This is a genomic window from Hwanghaeella grinnelliae (assembly GCF_004005845.1).
In the GTDB taxonomy this organism is placed as follows: Bacteria; Pseudomonadota; Alphaproteobacteria; order UBA8366; family Aestuariispiraceae; genus Hwanghaeella; species Hwanghaeella grinnelliae.
Genome location: NZ_SADE01000003.1, coordinates 485,970 through 511,431 on the forward strand (window position 1 = coordinate 485,970; position 25,462 = coordinate 511,431).

The following is a 25,462-nucleotide window of genomic DNA, read 5'->3' on the forward strand; positions in this document are numbered from 1 at the left end:
CGGTTAGCGTCTGCCGCGCCGCTTTTTCGTGCCGCCCTTCGCGCCCTTTTTGCCTTTCGGCAGCACATCGCGGGAAACGTTCTTGATGCTGGCGGCAATCTCGCTGTTCAGGGGCGCGGCATGCGCCGGCATTTCCAGATCGTAAGCTTCCAGGCGTTTGATTTCATCGCGAACGCGCGCAGCGGTTTCGAATTCCAGATCCGCCGCGGCCGCCCTCATCTGGTTTTCCAATTGTTCGATATAGGCTTGCAGCGAAAGGCCGACGAGGTTGTTGTCGACCCCTTCCCCGGCTTCAACGGTCATGTGATCACGTTCGTAAACACTGTCGAGGATCTTCGAAATATCCTTGCGAATGCTTTCCGGCGTGATTCCATGTTCCACGTTGTAGGCCTGCTGTTTTTCGCGCCGTCGATTGGTTTCATCGATGGCGTATTGCAGGCTGTCAGTCATCTTATCCGCATAGAGCAGCACCCAGCCGTCCACATTCCGGGCCGCGCGGCCGATCGTTTGGACGAGTGAGGTACGGGACCTCAGGAACCCTTCCTTGTCCGCATCTAAAATAGCGACCAGGCCGCATTCAGGGATATCGAGCCCCTCACGCAGCAGGTTGATGCCAACCAGGATGTCGAAAGCGCCCAGGCGCAGGTCCCGGATAATTTCAATCCGTTCCAGCGTATCGATATCGGAATGCAGATAGCGCACCTTCAGGCCCGCTTCCGACATATAGTCCGTCAGATCCTCGGCCATCCTTTTCGTCAGAACCGTCACCAGCACCCGCTGATTCTTTTCCGTGCAGATCCGGCATTCCGCCAAAAGGTCATCCACCTGGGTTTCCGTCGGGCGGATGACGCAGACCGGGTCGATCAGGCCGGTCGGGCGCACCACCTGTTCCACGAAGACGCCCGCGGTACGGTCCAACTCCCACGGTCCCGGCGTTGCCGAGACATAAACCGTCTGCGGCCGCATCGCGTCCCATTCCTCGAAGCGCAGCGGCCGGTTGTCGACGCAGGACGGCAGGCGGAACCCAAATTCCGCCAAGGTCGATTTGCGCGCATAGTCACCCCGGAACATGCCGCCAATCTGCGGCACGGTGACGTGGCTCTCATCGACAAACAAAAGCGCATTGTCGGGAAGATACTCGAACAATGTGGGGGGCGGCTCACCAGGCTTGCGGCCTGTGAGATAACGGGAATAGTTCTCAATCCCGGCACAAGACCCGGTCGCATCCATCATTTCCAAATCGAAGGTCGTTCGCTGCTCAAGCCGCTGCGCTTCCAGCAGCCTGCCATTCCGGTGCATTTCATCCAGCCGTTCCTTCAGCTCTTCCTTGATATGCTTCGCGGCCTGATTCAGCGTCGGGCGCGGCGTCACATAGTGGCTGTTGGCGTAAATGCGCACGCCTTCAAGATTGCCGGACTTCTCACCGGTCAACGGATCGAATTCCTGGATCGCCTCCACCTCGTCCCCGAAGAAGGAAATGCGCCAAGCCCTGTCTTCCTGATGGACGGGAAAGACCTCGAAACTATCGCCCCGTACGCGGAAAGTACCGCGGATGAAATTGTTGTCGTTGCGACGATACTGCAATTCGACGAGACGCCGTTGCAGGTCGCGCACATCCAGCCGCTGCCCTGCCTTCACCTCGGCGACCATCTGGCTATAGCTTTCGACGGAGCCAATACCGTAAATGCACGACACGGACGCAACGATGATCACATCATCGCGTTCCAACAGGGACCGGGTCGCCGCGTGACGCATTCGGTCGATCTGTTCGTTCCGAGATGATTCCTTTTCGATATAGGTATCCGACCGCGGCACGTAGGCTTCCGGTTGATAATAATCATAGTAGGAAACGAAATATTCGACGGCATTGTGGGGGAAGAAGCTTTTCATCTCCCCATACAATTGCGCGGCAAGTGTCTTGTTCGGCGCCAGCACCAAGGCCGGTCGCTGCAGACGCTGGATCGTATGGGCAACCGTGAAGGTCTTGCCTGAACCGGTCACGCCCAGCAGGACCTGGTCCCGTTCGCCCGCCCCCAAACCGTCGACGAGTTCGTTGATCGCCTGGGGCTGGTCACCCGCCGGTTCGAAATCGGACTCGATTTTGAACGCAATGCCACCCTCCGTCAGCGGGCGTTCCGCCCGGCTCATGGAAGAAGGGAGCACCCCCGTCGTCAGGGGATGGCTTGCCATTGAATCCGATAGGCCCATTGTCTCGATCTGCCGCTGTTGAAATGCCGGGCGTGGCCGCCGCGTCCTTGCCTTCGAATATAGGGCTAAAGCACGCGCTTACAAACGCGACTTACCGTGCCAGCGCCAAGCCTGCCGGCCCGCCATGTTCCCGCGCTGCCAGCAGGACGTAACGCAACCGTCCAGTTGGGTCGAGCGCATGGAAGGGATAGCACGTCACCAGCACCAGGGGTGCGTCCCCGCCATTGGACACAATGGCGATATCGTCCTCATCCCGGACTGCAATTTCATGTACCCGGTATGGTACCGGCGGCCCGTTAACGGTTTGCACCAAGAGGCGATCGCCAAGGCGTATCGATTCCAGAAAGGCGAAATGTGTGTCGCGATGTCCATAAATCACATGGACACCGCCCGGATTGGACAACACCGGGCCGAAAGCGAGCGCCCGCCCATTGGCACCGTCCAAGATATACCGGTCCACATGAAGCCGCGGCACCGACAGGCGCAGTACCGGACGCGTATCCGCCCAGGGCCAGGGCGGCGGCGGCATGCCGCCCGCTTCGACGGCACTGGCCCAGGCACGCTTGATCAGGACCGGGGCCAACCAAGCCTTGCCCACTTGTAGGGCTGCACCGCCACCCAGCCAGACAGCCAGGCCCAGGGCAACAGCCCCGCAGACCATGAAAAATCCGCGGAACCGTGACACCTGCAATCGACCCAAGAAGGTCCAGCGGCGTTTCATGCCGGGCTTCCCTGCCGCCGCAACGCCGCCCAGAGGCAGAATGCCGCCGCGAGACCGGCCGCAAGCGCGACCAGCAGATCGCGCAACCATCCGGCCGCCGTCACAGGGCCGCTCAGTTGAACCGAGGCCAGCGTTCGCATCGCTGATTTGGCCGAGGCCTTACGCAACTGTTCCTGCTGGTCTGCACCGGTGCCGTTGCCCTCTCCATCGCCGATAGGTTCAGCGGGCTCCCGCGGCAATTCCTTCTCGACCGCGACAAAGCTTGTGTACTTACCGGCAATGCCATGGGCCAAGGCGATCTCGATCGACTCTGTTCGGATCCGATCCGCATCGGCACCCATCCGGCGTAGGTCATCCAGATCCTCAAGTTTTTCACGCGCCCAAAGCCGCGCCAAACCCGGTGCCTCACGCGCGCCGTCGGCATCAATGGACGTTGCCCAGGTTTCCCCGTTCAGCATCCCACCCAGAGTCAATTCCTCTGCCTCGACGTCGGACCGCAGAACGAAGTAAAGCGGCTCACCGGCATAAAGGTCGGGCAAGTTCCGGGGATAGATTTCGGTCTTCGGCCCACCGGAAAGCGACGCGGCTTGGACGCCGACATCCAGGTCGGTCAATTGGACGGATTGCAGCTTGCGGTACAGCGCGTCGATTTTCTCCCCGGCTTCCTCGACCCGGTCGATATTCAGGAACACCCCGCGGCCGGCTTCGGCCGCCTTACGCATGAACCAGCTATTCGGCGCTGGGCCCAACCCGATGGTAAAAAGCCTTGCATCGCCGATATTCGCCGCGGTCATCCCGAACAGCGCGGTTTCGTTCGACACCGCCCCATCGGTCAGGAAGACGACCTGCCGAAGTGTTTCACCATGCTGACCGCCCGGCCCAGGCAGGGCCGCACGCAGGGCCGGCGCCATGTTGGTGCCCCCGTCGGAAACCAGATTCGCGACATAACCCCGCGCCAAGCGCAGTGTCTTGTCGGATACCGGCACAGCCTCCCCGAACAGGCTGTGCATGTCCGAGTTGAATTGGATGATCTCAAACCGGTCCTCCAAACGAAGGCCATCCAACGCGCTCGCCAGCGCGGCTTTCGCTTGATCAAGCGCGACGCCGTGCATGGAGCCTGACGTATCAACGATGAAACGAACATCGCGTGCCGGTGCCTTGGTTGTTGCGGATTTCGGCGGTGCAAGTACAGCCATGTAGTAATGCTCACCGCTTTTCTCTTCATGAAACAGCATCGCAGCGGGTTCGGCGGTTTCCCGCAGCCGCCAACGTAAGACAAAGTCCTTGTCCGCCGGCACATAGCGGTCCCGTAATGCGATGTCTGCGGCGTCTTCGTCGTCGCGACGGACGGTCAGGTCATGGCTTGGACTTTCGATGGTCGCGATCTCGCCCCCGGCTTTCAGGCGAACCACGAAGGCCGCCGGAAAACCATACGGCGCGTTGGGATTGTTCGTTTCAAGAACAGCGCCGTTATCGGCAAGTTCAGCCATCAGCGTGTCCCACTCCTTGATGTCGGCGGAAACCAAATGTTGCTGCGGCATGAAACGCGGTGTGATGACCTGGGGCAGACGCAGTTCGAAGACCCCGTCCTTGGGCTTCACAGTCATCTGATATTCAAGATCAACCGACACCAATTCTCCGCCGGCGATGTTCGCCAGGTCGGTCGAAAAAATGTTCGGGCGCAGCGACTCGACAAGCCCCGCACGCTTCCCGGCGGCGCGCGCCCGTTCGAAAGTTTGACGGGCTTCGGCTTTCTCTTTCAGCAGCCCTTCGATCCAGCGGTCCCCAAATCGGATATTCAGTTTGTCGACCGCCGCATCATCCGGCAGGGGAAACAAGTAACGCGCGTCGACCTCAGCGGGCGCCTCGTTCACGAAAACCTGCCGTATACGGGCCCGGGCAACGGCGCCGGAAATCTCAACAGCGGCATAACTGGCCAGAAGGCGCGCTTGCCACGCCTGCGCCGCTTCCGACTGATCCATCAGCATCAGGCCGAAGCCCGTCTCTTCCTGTAGTTCCAGGACGCCAGGACTGCGATCCTGGCCCTGGCCTTGGGCAAATGCGGCGCCGATGTCGCAGAATCCGACCGTCGTCAGAATACCGAACAAGGCCAAGCCCATAGACATGTGCGGTTGTCGCGAAGCGCCGTAACGCGGCCGCCTAATGCGGCATTGGATGGCACCCCAAACCGAAATTTTCCCGATACTCATTGTCGTCTCCCTTGTTCCGGCGGGTCAGTCCGCTTGCTGGTAGGGCAAAGAAACAACGGCGATGCGGCGATATCAGGGCCGGAATATGGCCAAGTCGGGGCAATTTGGCGGCGCGGGAGGCCTATTTTGGCCGTTTCGGAACAGCTGTAAGGGGCTAGGATTAGTTTGATCGAAACCGCCCAGGGGGCTACCGTTCTGCGCAAGACAATCGAGGCGCCGGGGGTGGCGCCTAAGATATTTGGGGGAACTCCGCGATGTCCTTTCTCGCCGACCGTCTGGATTTAATAAAACCGTCACCGACCGTGGCCGTGAACACCAAGGCAAATGAGTTGAAGGCCGAGGGCCGCGACGTGATTGGTCTGGGCGCGGGCGAACCGGATTTCGACACGCCCAAGCACATCAAGGAAGGCGCCTATCAGGCTATCCGCGACGGCAAGACGAAGTATGCCCCGCCCGCCGGGATCATCGAGCTGCGCAAGGCCATCTGCGACAAGCTGAAACGGGACAACGGCCTGACCTACACGCCTGACCAGATTCAAGTCGGCTGCGGCGGCAAGCAGACAATCTACAACGCCTTCATGGCGACGGTGAATCCCGGGGACGAAGTCATCATTCCCGCGCCCTACTGGGTCACCTATCCTGACCTCACCCTGCTTTGCGAAGGCAAACCCGTTGTCATCAACTGCACGCAGGACAGCAATTTCAAACTGACACCGGACCAATTGCGCGCCGCGATTACGCCGAAGACGAAATGGCTGGTCCTGAACAGCCCGTCCAACCCGACCGGGTCCGGCTATTCCAAGGACGACCTGCGCGCCCTTGCCGACGTGTTGCTGGAACATGACCATGTCTGGATCATGACCGACGACATGTACGAGTTCCTGGTCTATGACGGTTTCGAGTTCGCGACCATTGCGCAGGTCGAACCGAAACTGTATCCGCGAACCTTGACGCTGAACGGGTTGTCGAAAGCCTATTGCATGACCGGTTGGCGCGTGGGTTACGCGGCGGGCGACAAGGACCTGATCAAGGCGATGAACAAGCTGCAATCGCAGTCGACCACATCGACCTCGACCATCAGCCAATGGGCCAGCGTCACCGCGCTGAACGGCGATCACGGATTTATCGAAAAGCACAACAAGGTCTTTGTCGAGCGACGGGATCTTGTGGTTTCCATGCTGAACCAGGCCGACGGGATCAGTTGTTTGACGCCGCAAGGCGCTTTCTACGTCTATCCGTCGATCGCCGGCTTGATCGGCAAGAAGACACCCGACGGCAAGGTGATTGAGACGGATGAAGACTTCGTCACCTATCTGTTGGAAACCGAGGGCGTAGCGGCGGTACACGGCGAGGCCTTCGGTCTGTCGCCGCATTTCCGCATATCTTACGCCACGGCGACGGATTTGCTGGAAGAGGCATGCATCCGGATTCAGCGTGCCTGTGCGTCCCTGACGTAAAACCGGCCTTTTCAAAGATACCCCAAAATTGAGTGAGACAGTGCACATGAACTGGAGCGCAAGCGCGAAAACCCTGGCCGAAGCGCGGCTGAACGACGTCCGTCTGGACGACCCACCACGACCCGACCCGCAAAACACCGAAGAGGCCTATGCGCTTCAGGATGCAGTCACCCAGGAATTGGGGTTTGAGGTCATCGGCTGGAAGGTCGGCGCCACAAATCCCGCCGCCCAGTCAGCCTTAGGCGCAAACGAACCCTTTATTGGCCCGGTCTTCAAGGAACGGACATTCGAAGGTACGGCGGAACTGAAAACCGCCGCAGATGCCTTGCGCATTCCCGAAGCGGAATTCGCCTTAATGCTGAAGGCGGACCTCCCGCCCCGCAGCGCAGCCTATGGCGCGAGCGAAGTCGCGGCGGCGGTCGGCAGCATCCATCCCGCGATCGAAGTTGTGAACAAACGGCTAGCCGGCAGTTTCGGCGACCATGTGAACCGGGTCATTGCCGATGGCGGTGCGAACCATGCCTTCATCTACGGCAAGGGGACCGAGACCTTCGATCCAATCGAATTGGCGAGCCATGCGATTTCCGTGACCGTGAACGGCATGAACAAAGCGGCCGGCGGCGGCGGCAATGTTATGGGAAGCCCATTGAACGTTCTGGCTTGGCTGGCGAACCATATGAGCAAACGTGGCATCGGCCTGAAGGCCGGCCAATGGGTCAGCACGGGCCTGACGACTGAGGTCTTCCAAGTCCGCCGGGGCGACACAGTTGTCGCGGATTTCGGTACTTTCGGCTCGGTCTCCGTCACTTTTCTGGAATAGCGGGCAACCATTTCAATCATACGGACGTTGATCAGGACGGGGCCTTTTCGGGCCCCGTCTTTTCTTTGTTTTCTGCAGAAAGTTTCCTTGATTTTTCCAATACTTTTACCATATCTACCTCACTGTTTAGAATATTTCTAAATTACAGATCCGGTCGGAAACGATGATCCCGGAAAGCCGCAATTTGACGAAACCAAAGGAGGTCAAAGATGGAAATCAACATCGGAATCAATCAGGCCGACCGCAAGGAAATCGCTGACGGTTTGTCACGTCTGCTCGCCGACAGCTACACGGTGTATCTGAAGACGCATAACTTCCACTGGAATGTTACGGGGCCGATGTTCAATACGCTGCACACGATGTTCGAAGGCCAGTATACGGAGCTCGCAATGGCGGTCGATGAAATCGCCGAACGGATTCGCGCCCTCGGCGAACCGGCGCCGGGCAGCTATGCCCAATTTGCCGAACTGACGGTCATTTCTGAAGAAACCGGCACACCGAAAGCCGAAGAGATGATCCGCCAACTGGTCGAAGGTCAGGAAGCGATTGCGCGCACCGCCCGGTCTGTCTTCCCGGCCGCCGAGAAAGCCGGCGACGAACCGACGGCCGACCTTCTGACCCAACGCATTCAATTGCATGAGAAAAACGCCTGGATGCTCCGCAGTATGCTGGCCTAAGCCGCACTATATCCTTGCTTGCTATGCACCCCGCCGGTCAATTGTAACCGGCGGGGTGATTTTTTAGCATCCCCCCAAACACGAAAGGAATTGATGGGTCTCACGCCTCTGTGACTGGGCCGGAGCGGAATGCCCCTCTAAGTTTTATAATGATAAGCCTGTGCGCCGACGAATAAGGCTGCATTGGCATTGCATTGAGAGGAAAGTGACATGCTGATCAAAAGGAAACGCGGATGGGAACTGCCGGAGCAGGCGGCGACACCGGAAGCGGCCTTCCTGAACCGCCGTCAATTGGCCAAAGGTCTGGCGGCCGGGTCTATCCTATTTGCAGGCGGGGCGCTGTTCTCGTCCCGCGCGAAGGCTGCGGCGGCGTCTGCGGACCCGACAGCGGACCTTTACCCTGTCAAAACCAATGACAGCTACAAGATTGACCGGGCGCTGACGGACAAAAAACACGCACTGACCTATAATAACTATTACGAGTTCGGGACCCATAAGGGCATTTCGCAACTTGCCCAGAAGCTTGAGACTCGTCCCTGGACCGTGTTGCTGGACGGTATGGTCGAAAAAGAACAGATCGTCGATGTCGACACCCTGATCCGTGCCATGCCCTTGGAGGAACGCCTCTATCGGCACCGTTGCGTGGAAGCCTGGTCGATGACCGTCCCTTGGAGCGGCTTCCCCCTAGCCGCGCTTGTGGACTATGCCAAACCGTTGTCCGGCGCGAAGTTCGTCCGCATGGAAACGGTGGTGCAGGAAGAAACCATGCCCGGCTTGCGGTCGAGCTGGTACCCCTGGCCCTATGTGGAAGGGCTGACCATGGCGGAGGCGACGAACGAATTGACCTTTATCGCCACCGGTCTTTACGGCGAACCCATCGCGAAGCAGAACGGCGCGCCGCTGCGCCTGGTGACGCCCTGGAAGTACGGGTTCAAATCCATCAAATCGCTTGTCCGCTTCACCTTCACAGATCAACGGCCTGTCGGCTTCTGGGAGGAAATCCAGGGGTCCGAATACGGGTTCTGGGCGAATGTTAACCCGGAAGTCTCGCACCCGCGATGGAGCCAAGCCTACGAAACCGTCCTGGGTTCGAACGAACGCGTGCCGACCTTACTGTTCAACGGGTATGGCGACTACGTAGCCGATCTCTACAAAGGGATGGAAGGCGAGCAACTCTATTTGTGATCCCGGCCCTGCCGGGTCAGGCAACCATCCAACCGCGCGGGCGTCCGGCCCGCGCGGCACAAAGCGATTGAACCGTCATCTAAGTTCTTTCCCTCTCCCCGCGCATCTTGCTAGAATCCTAATAAATTAGGCGCGACAGGGAGATTCCGCCTTTGTCTTACAGTTACGATGTGCAGACCCGCCATGGGAAAGATTGGCGGGGGGTGCAGAGCTTCCAGAGCCGCACCAGCGCATTGGTGCGCGCGAACGGCTTAATCGACTCCAAGGAATCCAAGGCGGTTCGCGTCGTTCATATCCGCCGGCGTCCCAACGATACAATCAAAGAGAAGACGATCTTCGAGCAGATCGTTCCGGAACAAAAAGAGAAGCCGATTGCGGCGCAATCGGTCGACGAGGCAGCCTATTGCGAAGAAGCGGGCGATGTTTTCCGGCTGGATGCACGCATCACGATCTCCAAAGTGATGAGCAAGTATTTCGAGCGCAAGCTGATCACGGCGTGTGAGCTTGTCACCGATCCCGGCAATCTGATGATGCTGGCCGGCGACAAACCATTGCTGAACCAGGCATTCGCTTTCGTCGGTGTCGTCCAAGCAAAATCCCGCGGCGAGGACCAGCAGGCGCGGATCGCCGAGCTGGGCAACCTGTACAAGGCGGTGCTCAAACTGTCCGAAGCGGTTGCTGAGGGGCTAGAACCTTTCGTCGAGATTCGCGAAGCGAAAGGCCTTGATGCCGCCCTGGAAGCCATCGACGCCTTGGAGGAACCGAAGCGCCGCGGCACCATGCTTGCCCTGATCGGCGACCGGCTGCGGGACGAAGGCGACCCCGCGCTGAAAGTGAAATCGGTGCTGGCTTTCCTGTCCGGCGACAACCCGGCGACGTCGGCGACCGCACTGGAACTGATCGACAACGTCATTGCCGAAATGCTGGGCAGTACGGATACGCTGCGGGTCCTGCTGGGTCGGCGAACCGATTTGGGCGAAGCGCTTTTCACGGCGGCATCGATCGCATCGGGGAAATGGCAGCCGGACAAGAGCGCTTCAGCCGCCCTGATCGAGCTTAGCGACGCATTAGCCAAGCACCGGTTCCAGCTTTCCAAACAAGCGTTGAACCGATGGGTGGCGAAGGGATTGGATTCGACCACCCAGCTTACAAGGGAAGGTCAACCGGCCGACCGGCAAACCTTCACGCGTCTGCTGAACGGCATGCTAGGCAATGCAGGCATCTATGGCGGGATCGAAAGCGCGAAGTGCCTGACGCAGCGGGCGCGCAGCGCCTTGGCCGCCAACCCCGACGACCAGATGCTGGAGCCGGCGATCGAACGCGTTTCTGATATGATCGAGGAACCCTCGGCAAAGATCGGCTATCTACTCGACCTGTCGGCCAGTTCCATTATCAATCAAGGCAATGCGGTCACGGTCCTGCGGAAGCTGGCCAAGGTACTCGGCAGCATGCGCACCCTGGACGACTTCGTACCCAGCGCAACCGACGAAGACGAAGCGGAACAGGTTCGCGGTCTGGTCCTGCGGAAAATCGGCGCATCGACCTTGCCGGCAGAAGTCCTGCAAGGTTTGGAATCGCGCATCTCCTCCTTGAAGCAAAGCGCCGGTGCTCCAGCCGCGGTCGCACAGGATACAACTGCAAAACAGTCGAAGGATACGGAAGAGGCCGTCACCGAGGTTCAAGAAGCAGCGGCGCCCGCCGAACAAAAACCGAAATCCAACCTCCGCGCCTTTTCCACCGGCGATATCATCTACACGCCGAATGATGATGCGAACGAGGCCTATATTATCCGGACCGGCTTGGTGAAAATCGTCCAACCGGGCCCCGCCGGCGAACAACACGAGAGGACACTCGGCCCGTCGGAGGTTTTGGGCGAATTGTGTCTGGCCGGCGTACCGACCAGAAAGGCCACCGCAATTGCCGCGAAGGACACGGAGCTGGTTGCCGTGCCGAAGTCCGCTTTCGCCAAACGTCTGAAAGGCATTGCCGACAATGACCGCATGATGGCCATCCTGTTGAATGCCGTTCTGAAAGAAATGCGTAGAATGGGGGAGTGAACGCACGCCGTCCTGCATCACTTCAACTCGCATTCCCCGACAATTCGGATAAAGTCCCCCTCACGCTGATGGCCGTCTGACGTGGGGGGCCGTGGTCGTTCCGGCTGGAAAAAGGAAAGTTCGGGCCCGATGAGTTCTAGTTTTGAAGTACAGGTACAGTTGGAAGGGCGTTGGCAGACCCGTGAGATCGCCGATGAAAAGGAGTTTGCCCTGGACCGTGGCACCGCCTTGGCGGAGGAAGCGCAATGTGACGCGGTCCGGGTTATAGAATCGGCGCCGAAACCGGACGGAACCATCGTCGAAAAAACGGTTTTCGAGAAAAAAGTCGCACGAAAGAAAGCCACGCCGGTGACAGCGCAGCAGGTCGACTCCGCGCCATTGTGCGAAACCGTGGAGCAGGTGTTCCAGTTGGAAGCACGTCTGACCGCGGGCCGCATCCTGCGCGGATATCTGGACGAGGAAGGCCTGACAGTGTCGGAACTGATGACCGACCCTGGTCTGCTCGGCCTGCTCGCCCGGCATGAGACAATATTGACGCAATCGGTCGGCGTTGCCTCGTCGGTCCAAGCAAAGCTTTACGATCTTCCCCAGCGCCAGCGCGCCGATGTGCTCTATGCGCTTTTCGACGATGTGAAGAACATGGCGGCCGCCTTAGCCGGGACGCTGCCCGCCTTCAAAACCGTTTTGGCCGAGGAAGGTATAGACGGTCTCGTCAGCGGTGTCGCCGCCCTGCCGGAAGAACAACGATACGCCATGTCCATCGCCGCGCTCGCTTCCCTGACACGGGAGGAGGGAGAACCGGCATCGAAAATGGAAAAGCTTCTGGACCTGATTCCGCCGAAGCAACCATTGCCGACGCCCGCGCATAAATTGCTCGACGAAATGCTGTCGGAGATATTGGACAGCGGTGACGGAGTCCGGGCAGTCCTGGGCCACCAATCGGATCTGGCATCGGCGGTGATGGTTGTCTCCGGCTTGGTTTCCGGGAAACTGAACCCTTCGGCGAAGGCGCCCACCGTTCAGGGGCGTTTGCATTCCGTGTTCCGGATACATCCCTTCCCGGCCTGCCGTGGCGCCCTGAATCGCTGGATCAGCCTGGCGCTTAATTCGCTCGCGCCCTTGACCCGTGAAGGGGGGGAGCAGGAGCAATCCGCCCTCGTGGACGTCTTGGCATCGATGTTGATGGATGACGGTCTGACGGGGGGCCCCACGACCAGCGCGGCCATCACCCAGCGGGCACGAAGCGTGCTGATTTCCGACCCGAGCAACCAGCGGGTCGAGGACGCCATCGATGCCCTGTTGCAGCTTATCCCCGCCAAGTCCGCGAAAGTCGGATACCTCGCCGATGTCTCGACAACGGAAGACGTCGGCGCGGTCACCTCATCCGCGATTCTGGAGAAACTGGCGGATATCATGCGGGACATTCGTTCACTGGGGGATCTCGCCCCGCCCGGCGCGACCCGGCGGGAAGCGGAAGACATTCAGCAGCGGCTGATCAGCAAGATCGACGCAGCGCCATTGCCGGACGAAATCAAACAGGGTTTCTCAGCGAAAATAGAAACGTTGCGTCCCGGCGGCGGGCGATCGATCGCCATGTCGCCTTCCACGCCGAAGCCGGGGGACAAGCAGCGCAAGGTCAAGGCAGGCGACGTCATTTTCAAGGAAGGAATGCCCGGCGAAGAAGCCTTCATGATCCGCAAGGGCGCGGTCGATATCACGGTCAGTTTCGAGGGCAAGACAATCACGATCGCAAGCCTGGGGCCTGGTGAAATTTTCGGCGAAATGGCGTTGATCGACAATTTGCCGCGCGCCGCCGGTGCGGTGGCGGCGGTGGATTCGGAATTGCTGGTCGTGCGAAGCCCCCCTTTCCGCCGCCGTTTGGACGCACTCAGCGAAAACGACCCCATCCTACGTCATTTGATCGACATCTATGTCAGTCGACTGCGCACGACGATCCGCAAACTCAATGAGTGATCGGTTTCTTGTGTTCTGCGACGTGATGAGGGAATGCCACGGCAAATAGCCGGCCAAAAAAAAACTGCCGGTAGGACGATGCCCTACCGGCAAGTTGAACAGGGAGGCTTCACGTCTGGGAGACGTAAATTCCGAGGGCTGGTGTATTAACCAGCGTCGGAGTGTTGTTGCAGTGCAACAACTGAAGCAACTGTTATGTATGCCCGTCTGGACTCGATTTCCAGCATCGGAATTACAACGCAGCCATGCGAATTCCGCATAGCTAGACAGCAAAGCTCTACCAAAGTTTCATTTGCTTTTGACCAAGATCTGATTCTTCGGCGCGCGCTGGCCCTAAAGGATCATCCGGCGCGATATCTTGCCCGGGCGCCGCGTTCGATTGCGGCGGCCGTCAGCCGATCGATCTCGAGGTGGTAACGCAGCATTTCCAGAATGCGCAATTCTTCCTGAGCCGCATGCAAATCGGCGGCGGCCACGTCGACGGCCAAGGCATAGGCTGTTTCCCGCAAGGATTCGGGCAGCGCGGCATGCACCTGGTTCAGGACAGACTCAAGTCCGTCTTCCTCCGTCAGCATCTCCGCGCATTGCGCAGAAACAGTCGGCAAGGTCTGAACGTCAAAATCGCGGAAGGCCGGAAGATGGCGCACGACATCCCCGATGGTCTGCAACTCCGCGTCCGTCATCTCCTGATCCGCTGCCGAGGTGATAACCATAGTATAGATCAAGGCGTCGTGCTTGCTGATCATTCGCTTCTTGTCCTTCTCAAGGATGTTTGGATGGGATGAAGGCGGCGGAAAGGAAGCTTGCGCCTTACCCGGATTTCATTCGTCATAAGCCCCTCTGGTATGGTCACGCACCCCGCGAACGTCAAGGTAGGCGCACATATTACGGGTTTCCCAAGTCGGCGGACGGCGATGTTTTCGTTCCTGCCCGGACATATTCCATTGAATTACCATTTCCCTGCTACAACTTGGAAACAATCGGCTCGACTAAGCCTGTGACACCAAGTAAGGCATCTTCATGCTCGCCGTTGCCGATCCCTCCATGCTGGATGTCTCCCTGCCGGTTTTCGCCATCATTGTGATGGGATACCTGTGCGGCCGTTTCCGCTTATTGGGCGAGGGCGCGGCAACCGCGGTGAACGGGTTCACCTATTACGCCGCAATGCCGGCGCTTTTTCTAGGGGCGATCACCTCAGCCGGTTTTTCGCTGACCGACAATCTGGCCTATATCTCCGTACTGGTCGGCGCACAGCTTGCCGTCTTCGGGATATCGATGCTCTGCGCGACGATTTTGTTTCCCGGCAGCTTGGGCGCACATTCCCTGCATTCGCTTTCCGCCACGCTGACGAATAGCGGCTATATCGGCATCCCGATGATGGCGCTTGCCTATGGCGAGCCAGGCGTCTTGCTGGCGATCATCGCGACCCTGGTCAACGGCGTTATTTTCCTCACCATCGGCTCCGTCCTGCTGGAGCTGGACAAGGCCGAACACAACAACGCCGCGGGTATCGCGCTGGTTACGCTAACCGGTGTCCTGAAAAGCCCGTTGGTCCTTGGCGCATTGGCGGGTGTCATCTTGTCGGCGTTTGACCTGGAATTGCCCGGCCCGGCGCGTTCTGTCGTCGACATGCTTGGCGCCACAGCCGGTCCCTGCGCCCTGTTCGCAATCGGTCTGTTCCTGGTCGGACAAAGGATCACCACCGGCGCTGCAGAGGTTTCCTGGGTCACCTTCGTGAAACTGATATTGCTGCCGCTGGTCACTTGGGTGATCGTTCTTTTTCTAATTCCGCTACCGCCGATGGAAACGGCCGCAGCCGTGCTGATGGCCGCGATGCCGACGGGAAGCTTGGTTTTCGTGCTGAGCGAGCGCCACGGCGTTTTCGCCGCCCGGTCGGTCGCCATCGTGCTGGTTACGACGGTATTGTCCTGCCTGACCGTGTCAGGGTTGCTGACCGTCTTCCTTTAAGTCGCCGTCCGCCAGGAATTCGCGGGTAGCCGCAACCGCTTCCGCCAGACCGACCCGTTCGACGGATACGCCTTCGGGAAAAGCGCCAAGCAGCCTTGTCGGTGTCATCGGATCCAGCAGAACGAAAACACCGCGATCGTCCCCACGCCGCACCAACCGCCCGAAGGCCTGTTTCAGGCGCAGCCGCGTGACCGCGTCATCATAGCTTTTCGCGCCGAACATGCCGCGCCGTGCCTTGTGCAAGATGGTTGGGCGCGGCCACGGCACCCGGTCGAAGACAAGCAGGCGCAGGGACCGGCCCGGCACATCGACCCCATCGCGCATCGCATCGGTCCCCAGCAGGCTGGAATCCTCCTCCGACCGGAAAATTTCGGTCAGGCTGCTGAGATTCAGATTGTCGATATGCTGGGCATAGAGGGGCAACCCGCCTTCCTCCAGCGGCTGGACGATCCGGTTATAGACGGCGCGCAACCGGCTGATCGCCGTGAAGAGCCCCAACGCGCCGCCGCCCGACGCACGGAACAATTCGCGATATGCACCCGCCACCTGGTCCAGGCTGTCCTTGCGCACATCGGTAACGATCAGCACTCGGGTTTGTTTCGGATAGTCGAAAGGTGAGGAAACCCGCACCCGCAAAGCCGGATAGTCGAGATGGACCGCACCGGTCCGCGCTTCCGCGCTATGCCAGTCCGCATCCACATCGCCGGACCCATCGGTCAGCGTCGCCGATGTGATCAGCACCCCATGGGCCGGGCGGGCGACGATATCCGAAAAAGGCGTCATCGGGTCCACCCAATGACGGTACATGCCTACATCGACGTCACGCCCATCCATACGGCTGACGGCGAACCAATCGACGAAAGCGTCCGGCGTGCCTTCGCCAAGGGCCGTCAGCATGTCCATCCAGGCCTGCACAGTCGCGAGGCAACGGTGTTCCAAAGACCTCACCGCCGCTTCGATCCGGCTGCGCGAGGCGGTGTCCAATTCCTCGGATTCTTCGTCCATCCGGGCGGCCAGGGCCTTGGTCAGCCGTTTCGCGGGCAGAAGAATCCGGTTCAACGCTTCATGAAGGTCGCCTGCGGCTTCGAGCAGTCCAGGCACGGGTTCGCCCGTCTCGACTTCCAGATCATAAGGGCCGTCCGCGCCACGCGCCCGGGCATAGACCTGCTGACGGATGCGATGAAGCAAGGCTTCGGCGGGGCCGGTCGGCCGCCCTTCCGTCGTGCGTTGCCGCCACCCTTCAGACGGCAGGGATGCCGCGGCCGCCAGAATATCCTCCAGCGCTTCCCGCGATGCGCCTTCGGTCGCCAAATCCTCGATCCGTTTCTTCAGCCCTCGGGCGCGACCCCGGCCCTGGGCTTCCGTCCCGCGCAGCCAGCGCCGCAGTTCCGCAGTTTCCTGGCCCGACAGATGGGCGGAAAAGGCCCCATCGGCAGCATCGAAAACGTGATGCCCTTCGTCAAAGACGTACCGATTGACCCGCCCGGCGGGATCGACACCGCCACGGGCCGCCTGCACCATGACCAGGGCATGGTTCGCCACCACAAGGTCCGCGCGCCGGGCACGACGGATACCGTGTTCGATGAAACATCGTGAGAAATGACTGCAGGCGGAATAGATGCATTCGCCACGGCGGTCGGTCAGACCGAGCGTCGCCCGTGTCCCGAGGATATCGCTAAGCCAGGATGGGAAATCGCCGCCGGTCATGTCGCCGCTGCGCGTCGCCGAAATCCAGCGCGCGATCAGCCCCAGTGGAATAGCACCGGCGCGGTTTACGGCAACGGTCCGGGTCGCCTCCTCAAAGTTCAGCAGACAGATATAGTTTTCCCGCCCTTTGCGGATGACAACGCGTTCCGACTTCAGACGCGGGTCGGGCACAAGGCGCGAGAGTTCCTCGTCGATCTGCTGCTGCAGGTTCCGTGTATACGTGGAAAGCCAGATCGGCGCTTCGTTCTTTTCCGCCCAGATGCTCGCCGGAGCGATATAGCCGAGCGTCTTGCCGACACCGGTTCCCGCCTCCGCCATCACGAAATTTGGGGCGCCTTCGTGGTCCCGCGGCGCGAAGGCATGGCAGACGGCCGACGCATAGTCCGATTGGGCCCGGCGCTCCTCCGCCCCTTCGCCCAGCAATGTCGCGAGGCGGAACCGTGCCTCATCCGGTTGGACCGGTCGGTCGCCGGGCGGCGGTGGCGGCGCCTGTTCCCGCCACTCCGCGAGCCGCTTCCAGGCGTCGAGGCCGGAGGTCGGGGCGCGGAGGCCATCATCCTGTTCCTGCCCCAGCGCAGCCAGCACGGACGGGCCCCACGCCCATCCCGCCCGCGCCATTGCCATCGCAATTCGTGGAACGTCGGCGCCGTGGACACGGTCCTTCAGGTCGGACAGCATGCGAGTCATGCACCGGAACAGAACGGCGGGCGCGTCCTCCACCCCCGCCGGTGTCGGCAGCCCCAGTTCCTGCGCCAATCCGCCCGGTGTCGGAATGCAGAACCGCGCGGGATAGACGAATGCGAACAATTCCAAAAGGTCGAGCGCCGGGAATGGATCGATCCTGATCCGCCGCGCGACCGATGGGCCGTGGCAGAGGATCGGCAATGTCGTTCGGATTTTTTGCGCTAGGTCCTGTGGCGCCCGACGGTCCAGTAAGCGAAACGTTTCCAACTCCCCATCTTCCGACAGCCACACGGCCTCCATCGGCGACGCGGCAAGGACCGGCGCGGTAGGCAGTTTTAGGGATGAAGCGGCAACAGCAGGCATGACGGCGCGATCATAACCGTGGATTCGCGCCCATACACGCCTTCAAAACCGTAAATGCCACTGTAAATTCCCCCGTAAATTCGGCTGGGGAGGGCTATGCGGCTTTATTCCGGTAACGCTCGTTCATTTCCTGGAACTGGCGCAAGCTGGTCTCAAAATCAAACGGCCTTTCAGTCAGTGATTCCGGGTCCCACTCACTGCGCCCGTCATTGAAGAAGTCACCGCCATAAATATGCAATGCCGCGGTCAGTTTGGTGGTCGGGTTGATGACCGAATGGATGATGTCCTTACCCAGGGGCTCGGCATCCTTAACCATCAGGGAGGACGCGCCCGCCGCCTCGATACGGTCGCCGGTACGGCGCCAGAAGATATTGTCCTCCCGCCCGCCATAAACACCGATAACGGCCCAAATGTGGTTGTGATTGTGAGGGCGCAGGACGATTTCAGCCGGCCAGATCACATTGAGGACGGTCAGGTCGTCCCCATGATACAGCTTCTGAATGGACCCTTCGGTCGGTTCGCCCAGTGCTTGCAGCAGCGCTGCCGGGTCCGAAACCGCCCTGGCCGTCACATCGCGGACCGCTTTGTGGCTGTCATCCTCGGCCACGGCAGCGCGGCAATCCTCAATAAAGCGATCGATATCGAACATCTTGCAACTCCCCGGTAAACAACGGCGAAAACAGTATCGCAGTTCTGCAACCACGGCCAGGAAACGCTTCGCTGACCCTGACGCAAACCCGCACGCCAGTTGACCTGAAAGCCGCCCGCGCCTAGTTTCCGCGCCTTATCAAGGCGGCCATAGTCGGCGTGACGGCGGCCGCTGAAACACCTAAGGAATAAGGACATGTCGGAGTTCAGCGAACTTACCCAGAATGCGAAAGCTTGGCCGTTTGAAGAGGCCCGCAAGCTTGTTAAACGCATCGGGGGTAAAGCGCCGAAAAAAGGCTATGTCCTGTTTGAAACGGGCTATGGCCCGTCGGGCCTGCCGCATATCGGAACATTCGGCGAAGTAGCGCGCACCACCATGGTGCGGCACGCCTTCGAAACCATGTGTGACGTGCCGACCCGTCTGTTTGCCTTTTCGGACGACATGGACGGATTGCGCAAAGTGCCGGACAACGTTCCCAACAAGGAAATGCTGGCCAAACACCTTCACAAGCCGCTGACGGAAGTGCCCGACCCGTTCGGCACGCATGACAGTTTCGGCGCCCATAACAACGCGCGCCTGCAAGCGTTCCTGAATCAATTCGGGTTCGAGTTCGAGTTCAAGAGCTCCACCGACTTTTATAAGAGCGGCAAGTTCGACGAAGCGCTGCTGACCGTGTTGCGCCATTACGAACAGGTTCAGGCAATCATGCTGCCCAGCCTGCGCCAGGAACGGCGGGAGACTTACAGTCCCTTCCTGCCCATTTGCCCGGAAACGCGGCATGTGCTGCAGGTACCGGTCGTCGCAACCGACGCAGAGGCGGGCACGATCGTTTACCGGCGCGAAGACGGCAAGGAAGTCGAAACCAAGGTTACCGGCGGCCTGTGCAAGCTGCAATGGAAGCCGGACTGGGCAATGCGCTGGTTCGCGCTGGACGTCGACTATGAGATGGCCGGCAAGGATCTGATCGATTCCGTCAAATTGTCGGGCCGCATCACGCAGGAACTCGGCGGCCGTGCGCCGGACGGTTTCAATTATGAGCTTTTCCTGGATGAGAACGGTGAGAAAATTTCGAAGTCGAAGGGCAACGGCCTGTCGATGGAAGATTGGCTGACCTATGCGCCGGAAGAAAGTCTGGCCTTGTACATGTACAACAAGCCCAAGACCGCGAAGCGCCTGTTCTTTGATGTCATCCCCCGCCATGTGGACGACTACCTGACCTTTGTCGGGAAATATCACACTGAGGAACCCGCGCGTCAGATCGAAAACCCGGCCTGGCACATCCATAGCGGCAACCCGCCGGAACACACCTCGCCCTTGACCTTCGGCCTGCTGCTGAACTTGGCGAGCGTGTGCAACAGCCACGACAAGTCGATCCTGTGGGGATTCATTTCGCGCTACGTGCCCGAAGCGTCGCCGGAGACCGAGCCCTTCCTGGATAAACTTGTCGGGTTCGCGATCCGCTATTACGAGGACTTCGTAAAGCCGAACAAGAACTATCGAGCGCCGAGCGCCCAAGAACGCGCGGCGATTGAAGAATTGTATCAGGGCTTGGGTGAACTGCCGGCGGACAGCAAAGCGGAGGATATCCAGAACCAGGTCTACGCGGTCGGCAAGAACCACGAGTTCGAAAACCTTCGCGACTGGTTCAAGGCGCTCTACGAAGTGCTGTTGGGGCAGGAACAAGGGCCGCGCATGGGATCCTTCATCGCCCTCTACGGCATCGGTGAAACCCGCAAGTTGATCGAAAAGGCACTGGCGGGCGAGGACCTGAGCGCCGCGTAACCGCTTGAAATCACAGCACCAGAACGAGAAAGGCCGGCGCTAAGCCGGCCTTTTTCATGATCCCTGCAAGGGAACGCAAACCCCTGTCAGCGGTGACCGTGTTTATGGGAATATTCCCAATACATTTCACGGGCGCGCTGATACATGGGGCCCGGCTGAAGGTCGCGTCCCTCGAACCGATTGACGTGCATCACCTTGCCCCAATTGCCGGTATTGAAAATCTCGTCCGCCTCGAGAAGGTCATCCGTCGTGACGCGGCCTTCCTGGACCTCGACGCCATTCTCATGGAACAGCTTGATGACACGTTGGCGCGTCACGCCATTCAGGAAGGTCCCGTTCACGGCAGGCGTGCGGACCATGCCGTCCTTGACCATGAAAAGGTTCGCCGTCGCGAATTCCGCGACATTGCCAATCGGGTCGAGCACGACCGCATTGTCGAACCCTTTGCCGCGCGCCTCGGTCAAGGCGCGTCCGGCATTAGGATAGAGGCCAGCTGACTTGGTGTCGGTCGGGGCTGCGTCCGGCATCGGCCGCCGGCGGGTCGAAATACAAGCGGAAAAACCGCCGTCACCCGGCATTGGGTTTTCCGTCACCGTCAGGGCGAAGCGGGTCGTTTCAGGGTCGGGCGCAACCCAGCCTTCCTCAGCCCAGAACATTGGGCGGATATACAGCGCGGTATCGGAAGAGAATTTGCCGACGCCTTCCCACGCCAGTTCCATGATCTCTTCCATGGATTTGGTCGCTTTCAGGCCAAGATTATTGGCCGAGCGAATGGCGCGGGCGCAATGCAGGTCCAAATCGGGCATGACGCCTTCGAAAGCACGCGCCCCGTCGAAAATGAAGGAGGACAACCATACGCCCTGCGAATTGACGCTAATCATCGGGGCCTTGTCGTCTATCCATTCCCCATCGAACCAGGTCAAACCTGCCATGTCGCTCGCGCCTCCTGCGCCGGAAAATTGTAGTCTGTGGAACGCCGCGACGGTCGCGCTTCAAAGGGCATAAGTCAAGCCGCGCGGCCCACCCGAAAACAGCGCTGACACTGCGGCAAAAGCGCCGATGACACCCCCGGAAGACGCGTTCGGCACGCGTGCCCGCGCGGCCTTGATCCTTGTCCCCGAAACCGAACTATGGCCTAACCGAAGGGAACCGGATCGGAAACGGCCTTGGGCGCAATGGCGGCAACGCGGGAAAATTCTTTGTTTTTGGCCAATTTGGATTTGTTGAAATCCATCGGTCTTTCAGGTCCGGCGACCGCCGTTCTGGGGGTCGCCAGTCCAGCATTGACGCGCCGAAGCACAGACGCACCCGGCGGCCCTAATCTGCTGCGGGGCGACGCGCCCCTGTATAGTCCGGACGCAGCACAGGCCGCGGCGGCCCAGGTAGAGAGCTATCTGAAAAGGCCGATGCGGCATCTATCCACCTTCACCGGCGTGCCGGAAAAGACAGACCTTTTGAGCCACAGCGCCATCCGCACCGTGCTGGCGGAATTGCAGGGCCAGGAGCTGAACTCGGCACCCGACCCGGATACCGGCTATCTGATCTGCTTCGGCCTGGGCCTGGGCCTGCATTTGCCGCTTCTGCAAGCGGCCCTGCCCTTCCGAACCTTGGTTATCGTCGAGGACAATCCAGAATTTCTGCTGCACAGTCTCCATGTTGTCGATTGGACCGCGCTCAACGAGACCTGCAAGGCGCGCGGCGGGCGGTTATATGTGATCCTGACGACGGAGGCCCAAAACGTCGCCGACACATTGCTGCGTGAGATGCGCGGACCTGAATTTCCGATGATCGACGGCAGCTATATCTATCAGCACTACAAATCGCCCTTCTTAGACAAGGCGATCGACGCTTTGCGGGACGCCATGCCGATCATCGAGGCCAATGACGGCTTCTTCGAGGACGAGCAGCTCATGCTGGCGCAGGCCTGCCGCACCTTCCTGCGAAACGACTTTCATCTGCTGACCGAAGCGCCCACGCCGCGCCCACTTAAGCCCATGCCGGTCTTCGTCGTTGGATCCGGACCGTCCCTTGACCAGAACATCGACGATATCCGCCGCAACCGGGAAAACGTCATACTGATGTCCTGCGGCACTAGTCTGCGGCCGATGCTGGAAGCGGGAATGGTGCCGGACTTTCACTGCGAGATCGAAAATGTAGAGGATATCGGGACCATCATCGGCATGCTGTCGGAAGAGCATGATTTGAGCGGTATCCCGCTGATCGCCGCCAACACGGTCAAACAATCGGTCTTGGACAAGTTTGACCGGAAAATCCTGTTCTGGCGCGATACGGTGGTGCCGACCCGCTTGCTCGCCCGGCAGGAAGATACGCTGGCCATGACCGGGCCGACCGTCACCAATCTGGCGATCCGCGCCGCGATCTCCCTGGGGTTTTACGAATTCTATCTGTTCGGCATTGATCTGGGTTCACCTGACCCGGACAAGCATCACGCCAAGGGATCGATCTACAACGCCTCGGATGACGAGTATTGGAAGAGCGGGGCTGCGATGGAGCCCTTCGTGATAAAGCAGCCCGGCAATATGGGCGGAACGATCTATACCAACCGCCCCTTCCTGCTGACCAAATTCTTTTTCGAAACTTTGTTCAGCCGGTTCCCCAACCATCACTTTTTCAACTGTTCCAACGGGGTGCGGTTCGAACATGCGACGCCGATCGTTTCATCAACTTTGGAGGCTATGCCGGCCGAAATACCCGGCCCGGAAATCGTCACCCAATGCCTGCGTGAATTGACCGATGTGAAAGCCGGCATCCTGGTACAGGCCGATCGGCTGGTGGAATACCGGGCCGCCCTTGTCGACCGTTTCGGCAAGCTAGCCTTGCTGTGCACGGACGACGCCATCGCCGATTTCGATAACCTGCTGGAGGCGATCCGCCCGCTGGTTGCGCCTGTCTCCTACCGCACCGAATTTTCCGCCAAAAGCGCGGTGGACACATTGATATCGGGTACCATCACGACGATCCTGCATTTCGGTTATTTCATGGTCCGCCGAATACCGAAGGACGACCGCGCCCGATTCATGTCACTCTTTATGAAAGCCTTGGGTGAGAGCGTCGCAGTGATGGAACGCGATGCGCTCGCCCTGACGGATGAGTTGATCGAGGAACGCCGCGCACTGCCGGACTGACGCGTAATGAAAGGCACCGAAACCCAATGTGCGGTATAGCCGGATTCATAGGCAAATCGCCGCCCACGCGCAGCGACGCGGAAGACACGCTGGCGATGATGCGCCAGCGCGGGCCCGACGGTTTGGGCTTGTTTCAGGACGACGTCGGCGCGAACAGGGTAATGCTGCTTCATTCCCGACTTGCCATCATTGATCTGCAGACCCGTTCCAACCAACCCTTTATCGACGACGGCTGCGTCCTGATCTTCAATGGGGAAATCTACAACTACGTCGAAGTGCGTGACGAGTTGAAGGCTTTGGGGCAGACGTTTCGCACCGATTCCGATACCGAGGTAATCCTGCGCGCCTATCGCCAATGGGGCGAAGGGCTTGTCGACCGGCTGCAGGGCATGTGGGCCTTTGCCCTATTGGACAGCCGAGCTGGGAAACTGACCCTGAGCCGCGACCCGTTCGGCGAGAAACCGCTCTATTGCATGGAAACGCCGGACGGTTTGTTTTTCGGGTCCGAGATCAAGTTCATCAAACAATTGAGCGCCCGGACGCCCGCTATCCGCCATGAAAAGGTCCACCGTTTTCTGGCTCACGGTTACCGGGACGTCTTCAAAAAGAAGGACTCGTTTTTCGAAGGCATCAACCCCCTGCCCGCTGCCAGCATCGTCACGTTAACCGGCGGGGACATGCCAGAGCCGCGGATTTATTGGACCCCCCACTTCAACCCGCAGCCGATGAGCGAGGGAGAAGCGATCGAAGGCGTTCGGGACCGCCTGTTCGACGCGGTGAAGATCCGCCTGCGCGCGGATGTGCCCATCGCGCTGACCCTGAGCGGAGGGATCGATTCAAATGTGGTCGCAGGGATCGCCGTTCATCACTTCCAGCAGAACCTGCATACCTTTTCGATGCTGGAAAGTCGGGAAGACTACGATGAGCGACAGTTCATCGCCGCGGCGGTCCGGGGGTTGGGTGCGCCCCACCGGGAACGCCCCGTGCAAAGCCGTGGTTTCCTGGAACGTTTAGGCCGAATGGCGCATCATTATGAGGCACCGGTCCTCAGCGTTGGTATGTTCCTGGAAGGATTCCTGACCGAGACGGTATCCGCCGAAGGCTTCAAACTGGCGATCAACGGCAATGGTTCGGATGAAATCTTCGCCGGTTATTACGATCACTATCTCTATTGGCTGGCCGGTTTACACGGCACGGCCGAATTCGAACCGGAAGTCGCCCGATGGCGGGAATCGATGGGCAAATATGTGCGCAATCCTTTGTTCAAGGACCCGATGCGTTTCGTCGACACGCCGGACGAACGCCGTCATCTGCATCACAACGCGCCGGATATCGACAGCGTCATGCATCTGCCGAGCGCCGATCCGTTCGAGGAAGAGGATTTCTGCGACGATCTGTTGCGAAAACGAATGCTGAACGAATTGACCCGCGAATCCGTCCCGGCAACGCTGTTCTGCGGCGACCTGAATTGGATGTACCATTCGATCGAGAACCGGACCGCCTATCTGGACCGGTCTTTGATTTCGTTTCTGCTAACGGTGCCGAGCAACCTTCTGATCCGCGAAGGGTACAGCAAATACCTTCTGCGCAAGGCGGCCGAAGGCTATGTGCCGGACGAGATATTGTTCTCCCGCCAGAAATTCGGCTTCAATGCGCCAATCACATCCCTTCTAAACCGCGAAGATCCCGACGTGATCGACTTCATGATGATGGACAGTCCGGTCTTCGACCTGGTTCGGCGCGACAAGGTCGAGGCTATGATGCGGCCGGACGCGGACCTTGCGGGATTGGACAACTTCCTGTTCTGCGTCGCCTCGGCAAAAATGTTCTACGCGACGCAAGCAGGCTGGTAGG

General features: G+C 59.7%; 17 protein-coding genes. 10 read left to right on the forward strand and 7 right to left on the reverse strand.

Features of this window, described 5'->3' with window-relative positions; all coding sequences use genetic code 11:
* Positions 1-3: 3 nt before the first annotated feature.
* The 3 genes from uvrB to EOI86_RS19265 all read right to left on the reverse strand — a co-directional run bounded on the left by uvrB (position 4) and on the right by EOI86_RS19265 (position 5,055).
* Positions 4-2,148 carry an excinuclease ABC subunit UvrB gene (gene uvrB / locus EOI86_RS19255; protein WP_240035734.1) on the reverse strand — a complete coding sequence of 715 codons (2,145 nt, stop codon included), beginning with the start codon at positions 2,146-2,148 and terminating at the stop codon, positions 4-6.
* Positions 2,149-2,299: 151 nt separating this feature from the next.
* A complete protein-coding gene (locus EOI86_RS19260) occupies positions 2,300-2,929 on the reverse strand; it encodes a sortase domain-containing protein (protein ID WP_161973903.1) in 630 nt (209 codons plus the stop codon).
* Entirely contained in the window at positions 2,926-5,055 is a 2,130-nt protein-coding gene (locus tag EOI86_RS19265; protein WP_161973904.1) for a marine proteobacterial sortase target protein, read from the reverse strand. The genes EOI86_RS19260 and EOI86_RS19265 overlap by 4 nt, the downstream gene beginning before the upstream one ends.
* A 338-nt stretch (positions 5,056-5,393) precedes the next feature.
* Here EOI86_RS19265 and EOI86_RS19270 point away from each other — a divergent pair, with 338 nt between their 5' ends.
* The 6 genes from EOI86_RS19270 (at position 5,394) to EOI86_RS19295 (ending at position 13,309) form a co-directional block, all read left to right on the forward strand.
* Positions 5,394-6,596, forward strand: a complete 1,203-nt coding sequence (locus EOI86_RS19270; RefSeq protein ID WP_127767298.1) for a pyridoxal phosphate-dependent aminotransferase — start codon at positions 5,394-5,396, stop codon at positions 6,594-6,596.
* 46 nt (positions 6,597-6,642) lie between these two features.
* The gene (locus tag EOI86_RS19275; RefSeq protein ID WP_127767299.1) at positions 6,643-7,416 is read left to right on the forward strand and encodes a 2-keto-4-pentenoate hydratase; all 774 of its coding nucleotides are present in this window, start codon (positions 6,643-6,645) and stop codon (positions 7,414-7,416) included.
* A 209-nt stretch (positions 7,417-7,625) separates the two neighbouring features.
* Positions 7,626-8,093, forward strand: a complete 468-nt coding sequence (locus EOI86_RS19280; protein WP_127767300.1) for a Dps family protein — start codon at positions 7,626-7,628, stop codon at positions 8,091-8,093.
* Between the two features lie 210 nt (positions 8,094-8,303).
* On the forward strand, positions 8,304-9,278 hold the full coding sequence (msrP, locus tag EOI86_RS19285; protein ID WP_127767301.1) for a protein-methionine-sulfoxide reductase catalytic subunit MsrP: 975 nt from the start codon (positions 8,304-8,306) through the stop codon (positions 9,276-9,278).
* A 152-nt stretch (positions 9,279-9,430) separates the two neighbouring features.
* The gene (locus EOI86_RS19290) at positions 9,431-11,335 is read left to right on the forward strand and encodes a cyclic nucleotide-binding domain-containing protein (RefSeq protein ID WP_127767302.1); all 1,905 of its coding nucleotides are present in this window, start codon (positions 9,431-9,433) and stop codon (positions 11,333-11,335) included.
* Positions 11,336-11,464: 129 nt separating this feature from the next.
* Positions 11,465-13,309 (forward strand): cyclic nucleotide-binding domain-containing protein, encoded by a 1,845-nt coding sequence (locus tag EOI86_RS19295; protein ID WP_127767303.1) that lies wholly within the window; start codon positions 11,465-11,467, stop codon positions 13,307-13,309.
* A gap of 341 nt (positions 13,310-13,650) precedes the next feature.
* Here the strand turns inward: EOI86_RS19295 and EOI86_RS19300 are convergent, their stop codons facing one another.
* Positions 13,651-14,055: a tellurite resistance TerB family protein gene (locus EOI86_RS19300; protein WP_127767304.1), complete on the reverse strand. Its 405-nt coding sequence runs from the start codon at positions 14,053-14,055 to the stop codon at positions 13,651-13,653.
* A 274-nt stretch (positions 14,056-14,329) separates the two neighbouring features.
* On the opposite strand from EOI86_RS19300, the gene EOI86_RS19305 reads away from it, so the two are divergent.
* On the forward strand, positions 14,330-15,277 hold the full coding sequence (locus EOI86_RS19305) for an AEC family transporter (RefSeq protein WP_127767305.1): 948 nt from the start codon (positions 14,330-14,332) through the stop codon (positions 15,275-15,277).
* On the opposite strand, the gene EOI86_RS19310 is transcribed toward EOI86_RS19305, so the two are convergent.
* Entirely contained in the window at positions 15,251-18,031 is a 2,781-nt protein-coding gene (locus EOI86_RS19310; protein ID WP_127767306.1) for an ATP-dependent DNA helicase, read from the reverse strand. The genes EOI86_RS19305 and EOI86_RS19310 overlap by 27 nt on opposite strands.
* A gap of 94 nt (positions 18,032-18,125) precedes the next feature.
* Positions 18,126-18,680, reverse strand: a complete 555-nt coding sequence (locus tag EOI86_RS19315) for a cupin domain-containing protein (RefSeq protein ID WP_127767307.1) — start codon at positions 18,678-18,680, stop codon at positions 18,126-18,128.
* Between the two features lie 195 nt (positions 18,681-18,875).
* On the opposite strand from EOI86_RS19315, the gene EOI86_RS19320 reads away from it, so the two are divergent.
* Positions 18,876-20,462, forward strand: a complete 1,587-nt coding sequence (locus tag EOI86_RS19320) for a lysine--tRNA ligase (RefSeq protein ID WP_127767308.1) — start codon at positions 18,876-18,878, stop codon at positions 20,460-20,462.
* Between the two features lie 86 nt (positions 20,463-20,548).
* Here EOI86_RS19320 and EOI86_RS19325 read toward each other — a convergent pair whose 3' ends face one another.
* Entirely contained in the window at positions 20,549-21,394 is an 846-nt protein-coding gene (locus tag EOI86_RS19325) for a branched-chain amino acid aminotransferase (RefSeq protein WP_127767309.1), read from the reverse strand.
* Positions 21,395-21,667: 273 nt separating this feature from the next.
* Here EOI86_RS19325 and EOI86_RS19330 point away from each other — a divergent pair, with 273 nt between their 5' ends.
* Together EOI86_RS19330 and asnB are read left to right on the forward strand one after the other, a co-directional pair.
* Positions 21,668-23,608: a motility associated factor glycosyltransferase family protein gene (locus EOI86_RS19330; RefSeq protein WP_205032266.1), complete on the forward strand. Its 1,941-nt coding sequence runs from the start codon at positions 21,668-21,670 to the stop codon at positions 23,606-23,608.
* A 26-nt stretch (positions 23,609-23,634) separates the two neighbouring features.
* Positions 23,635-25,461 carry an asparagine synthase (glutamine-hydrolyzing) gene (asnB, locus tag EOI86_RS19335; RefSeq protein WP_127767311.1) on the forward strand — a complete coding sequence of 609 codons (1,827 nt, stop codon included), beginning with the start codon at positions 23,635-23,637 and terminating at the stop codon, positions 25,459-25,461.
* Position 25,462 lies beyond the last annotated feature (1 nt).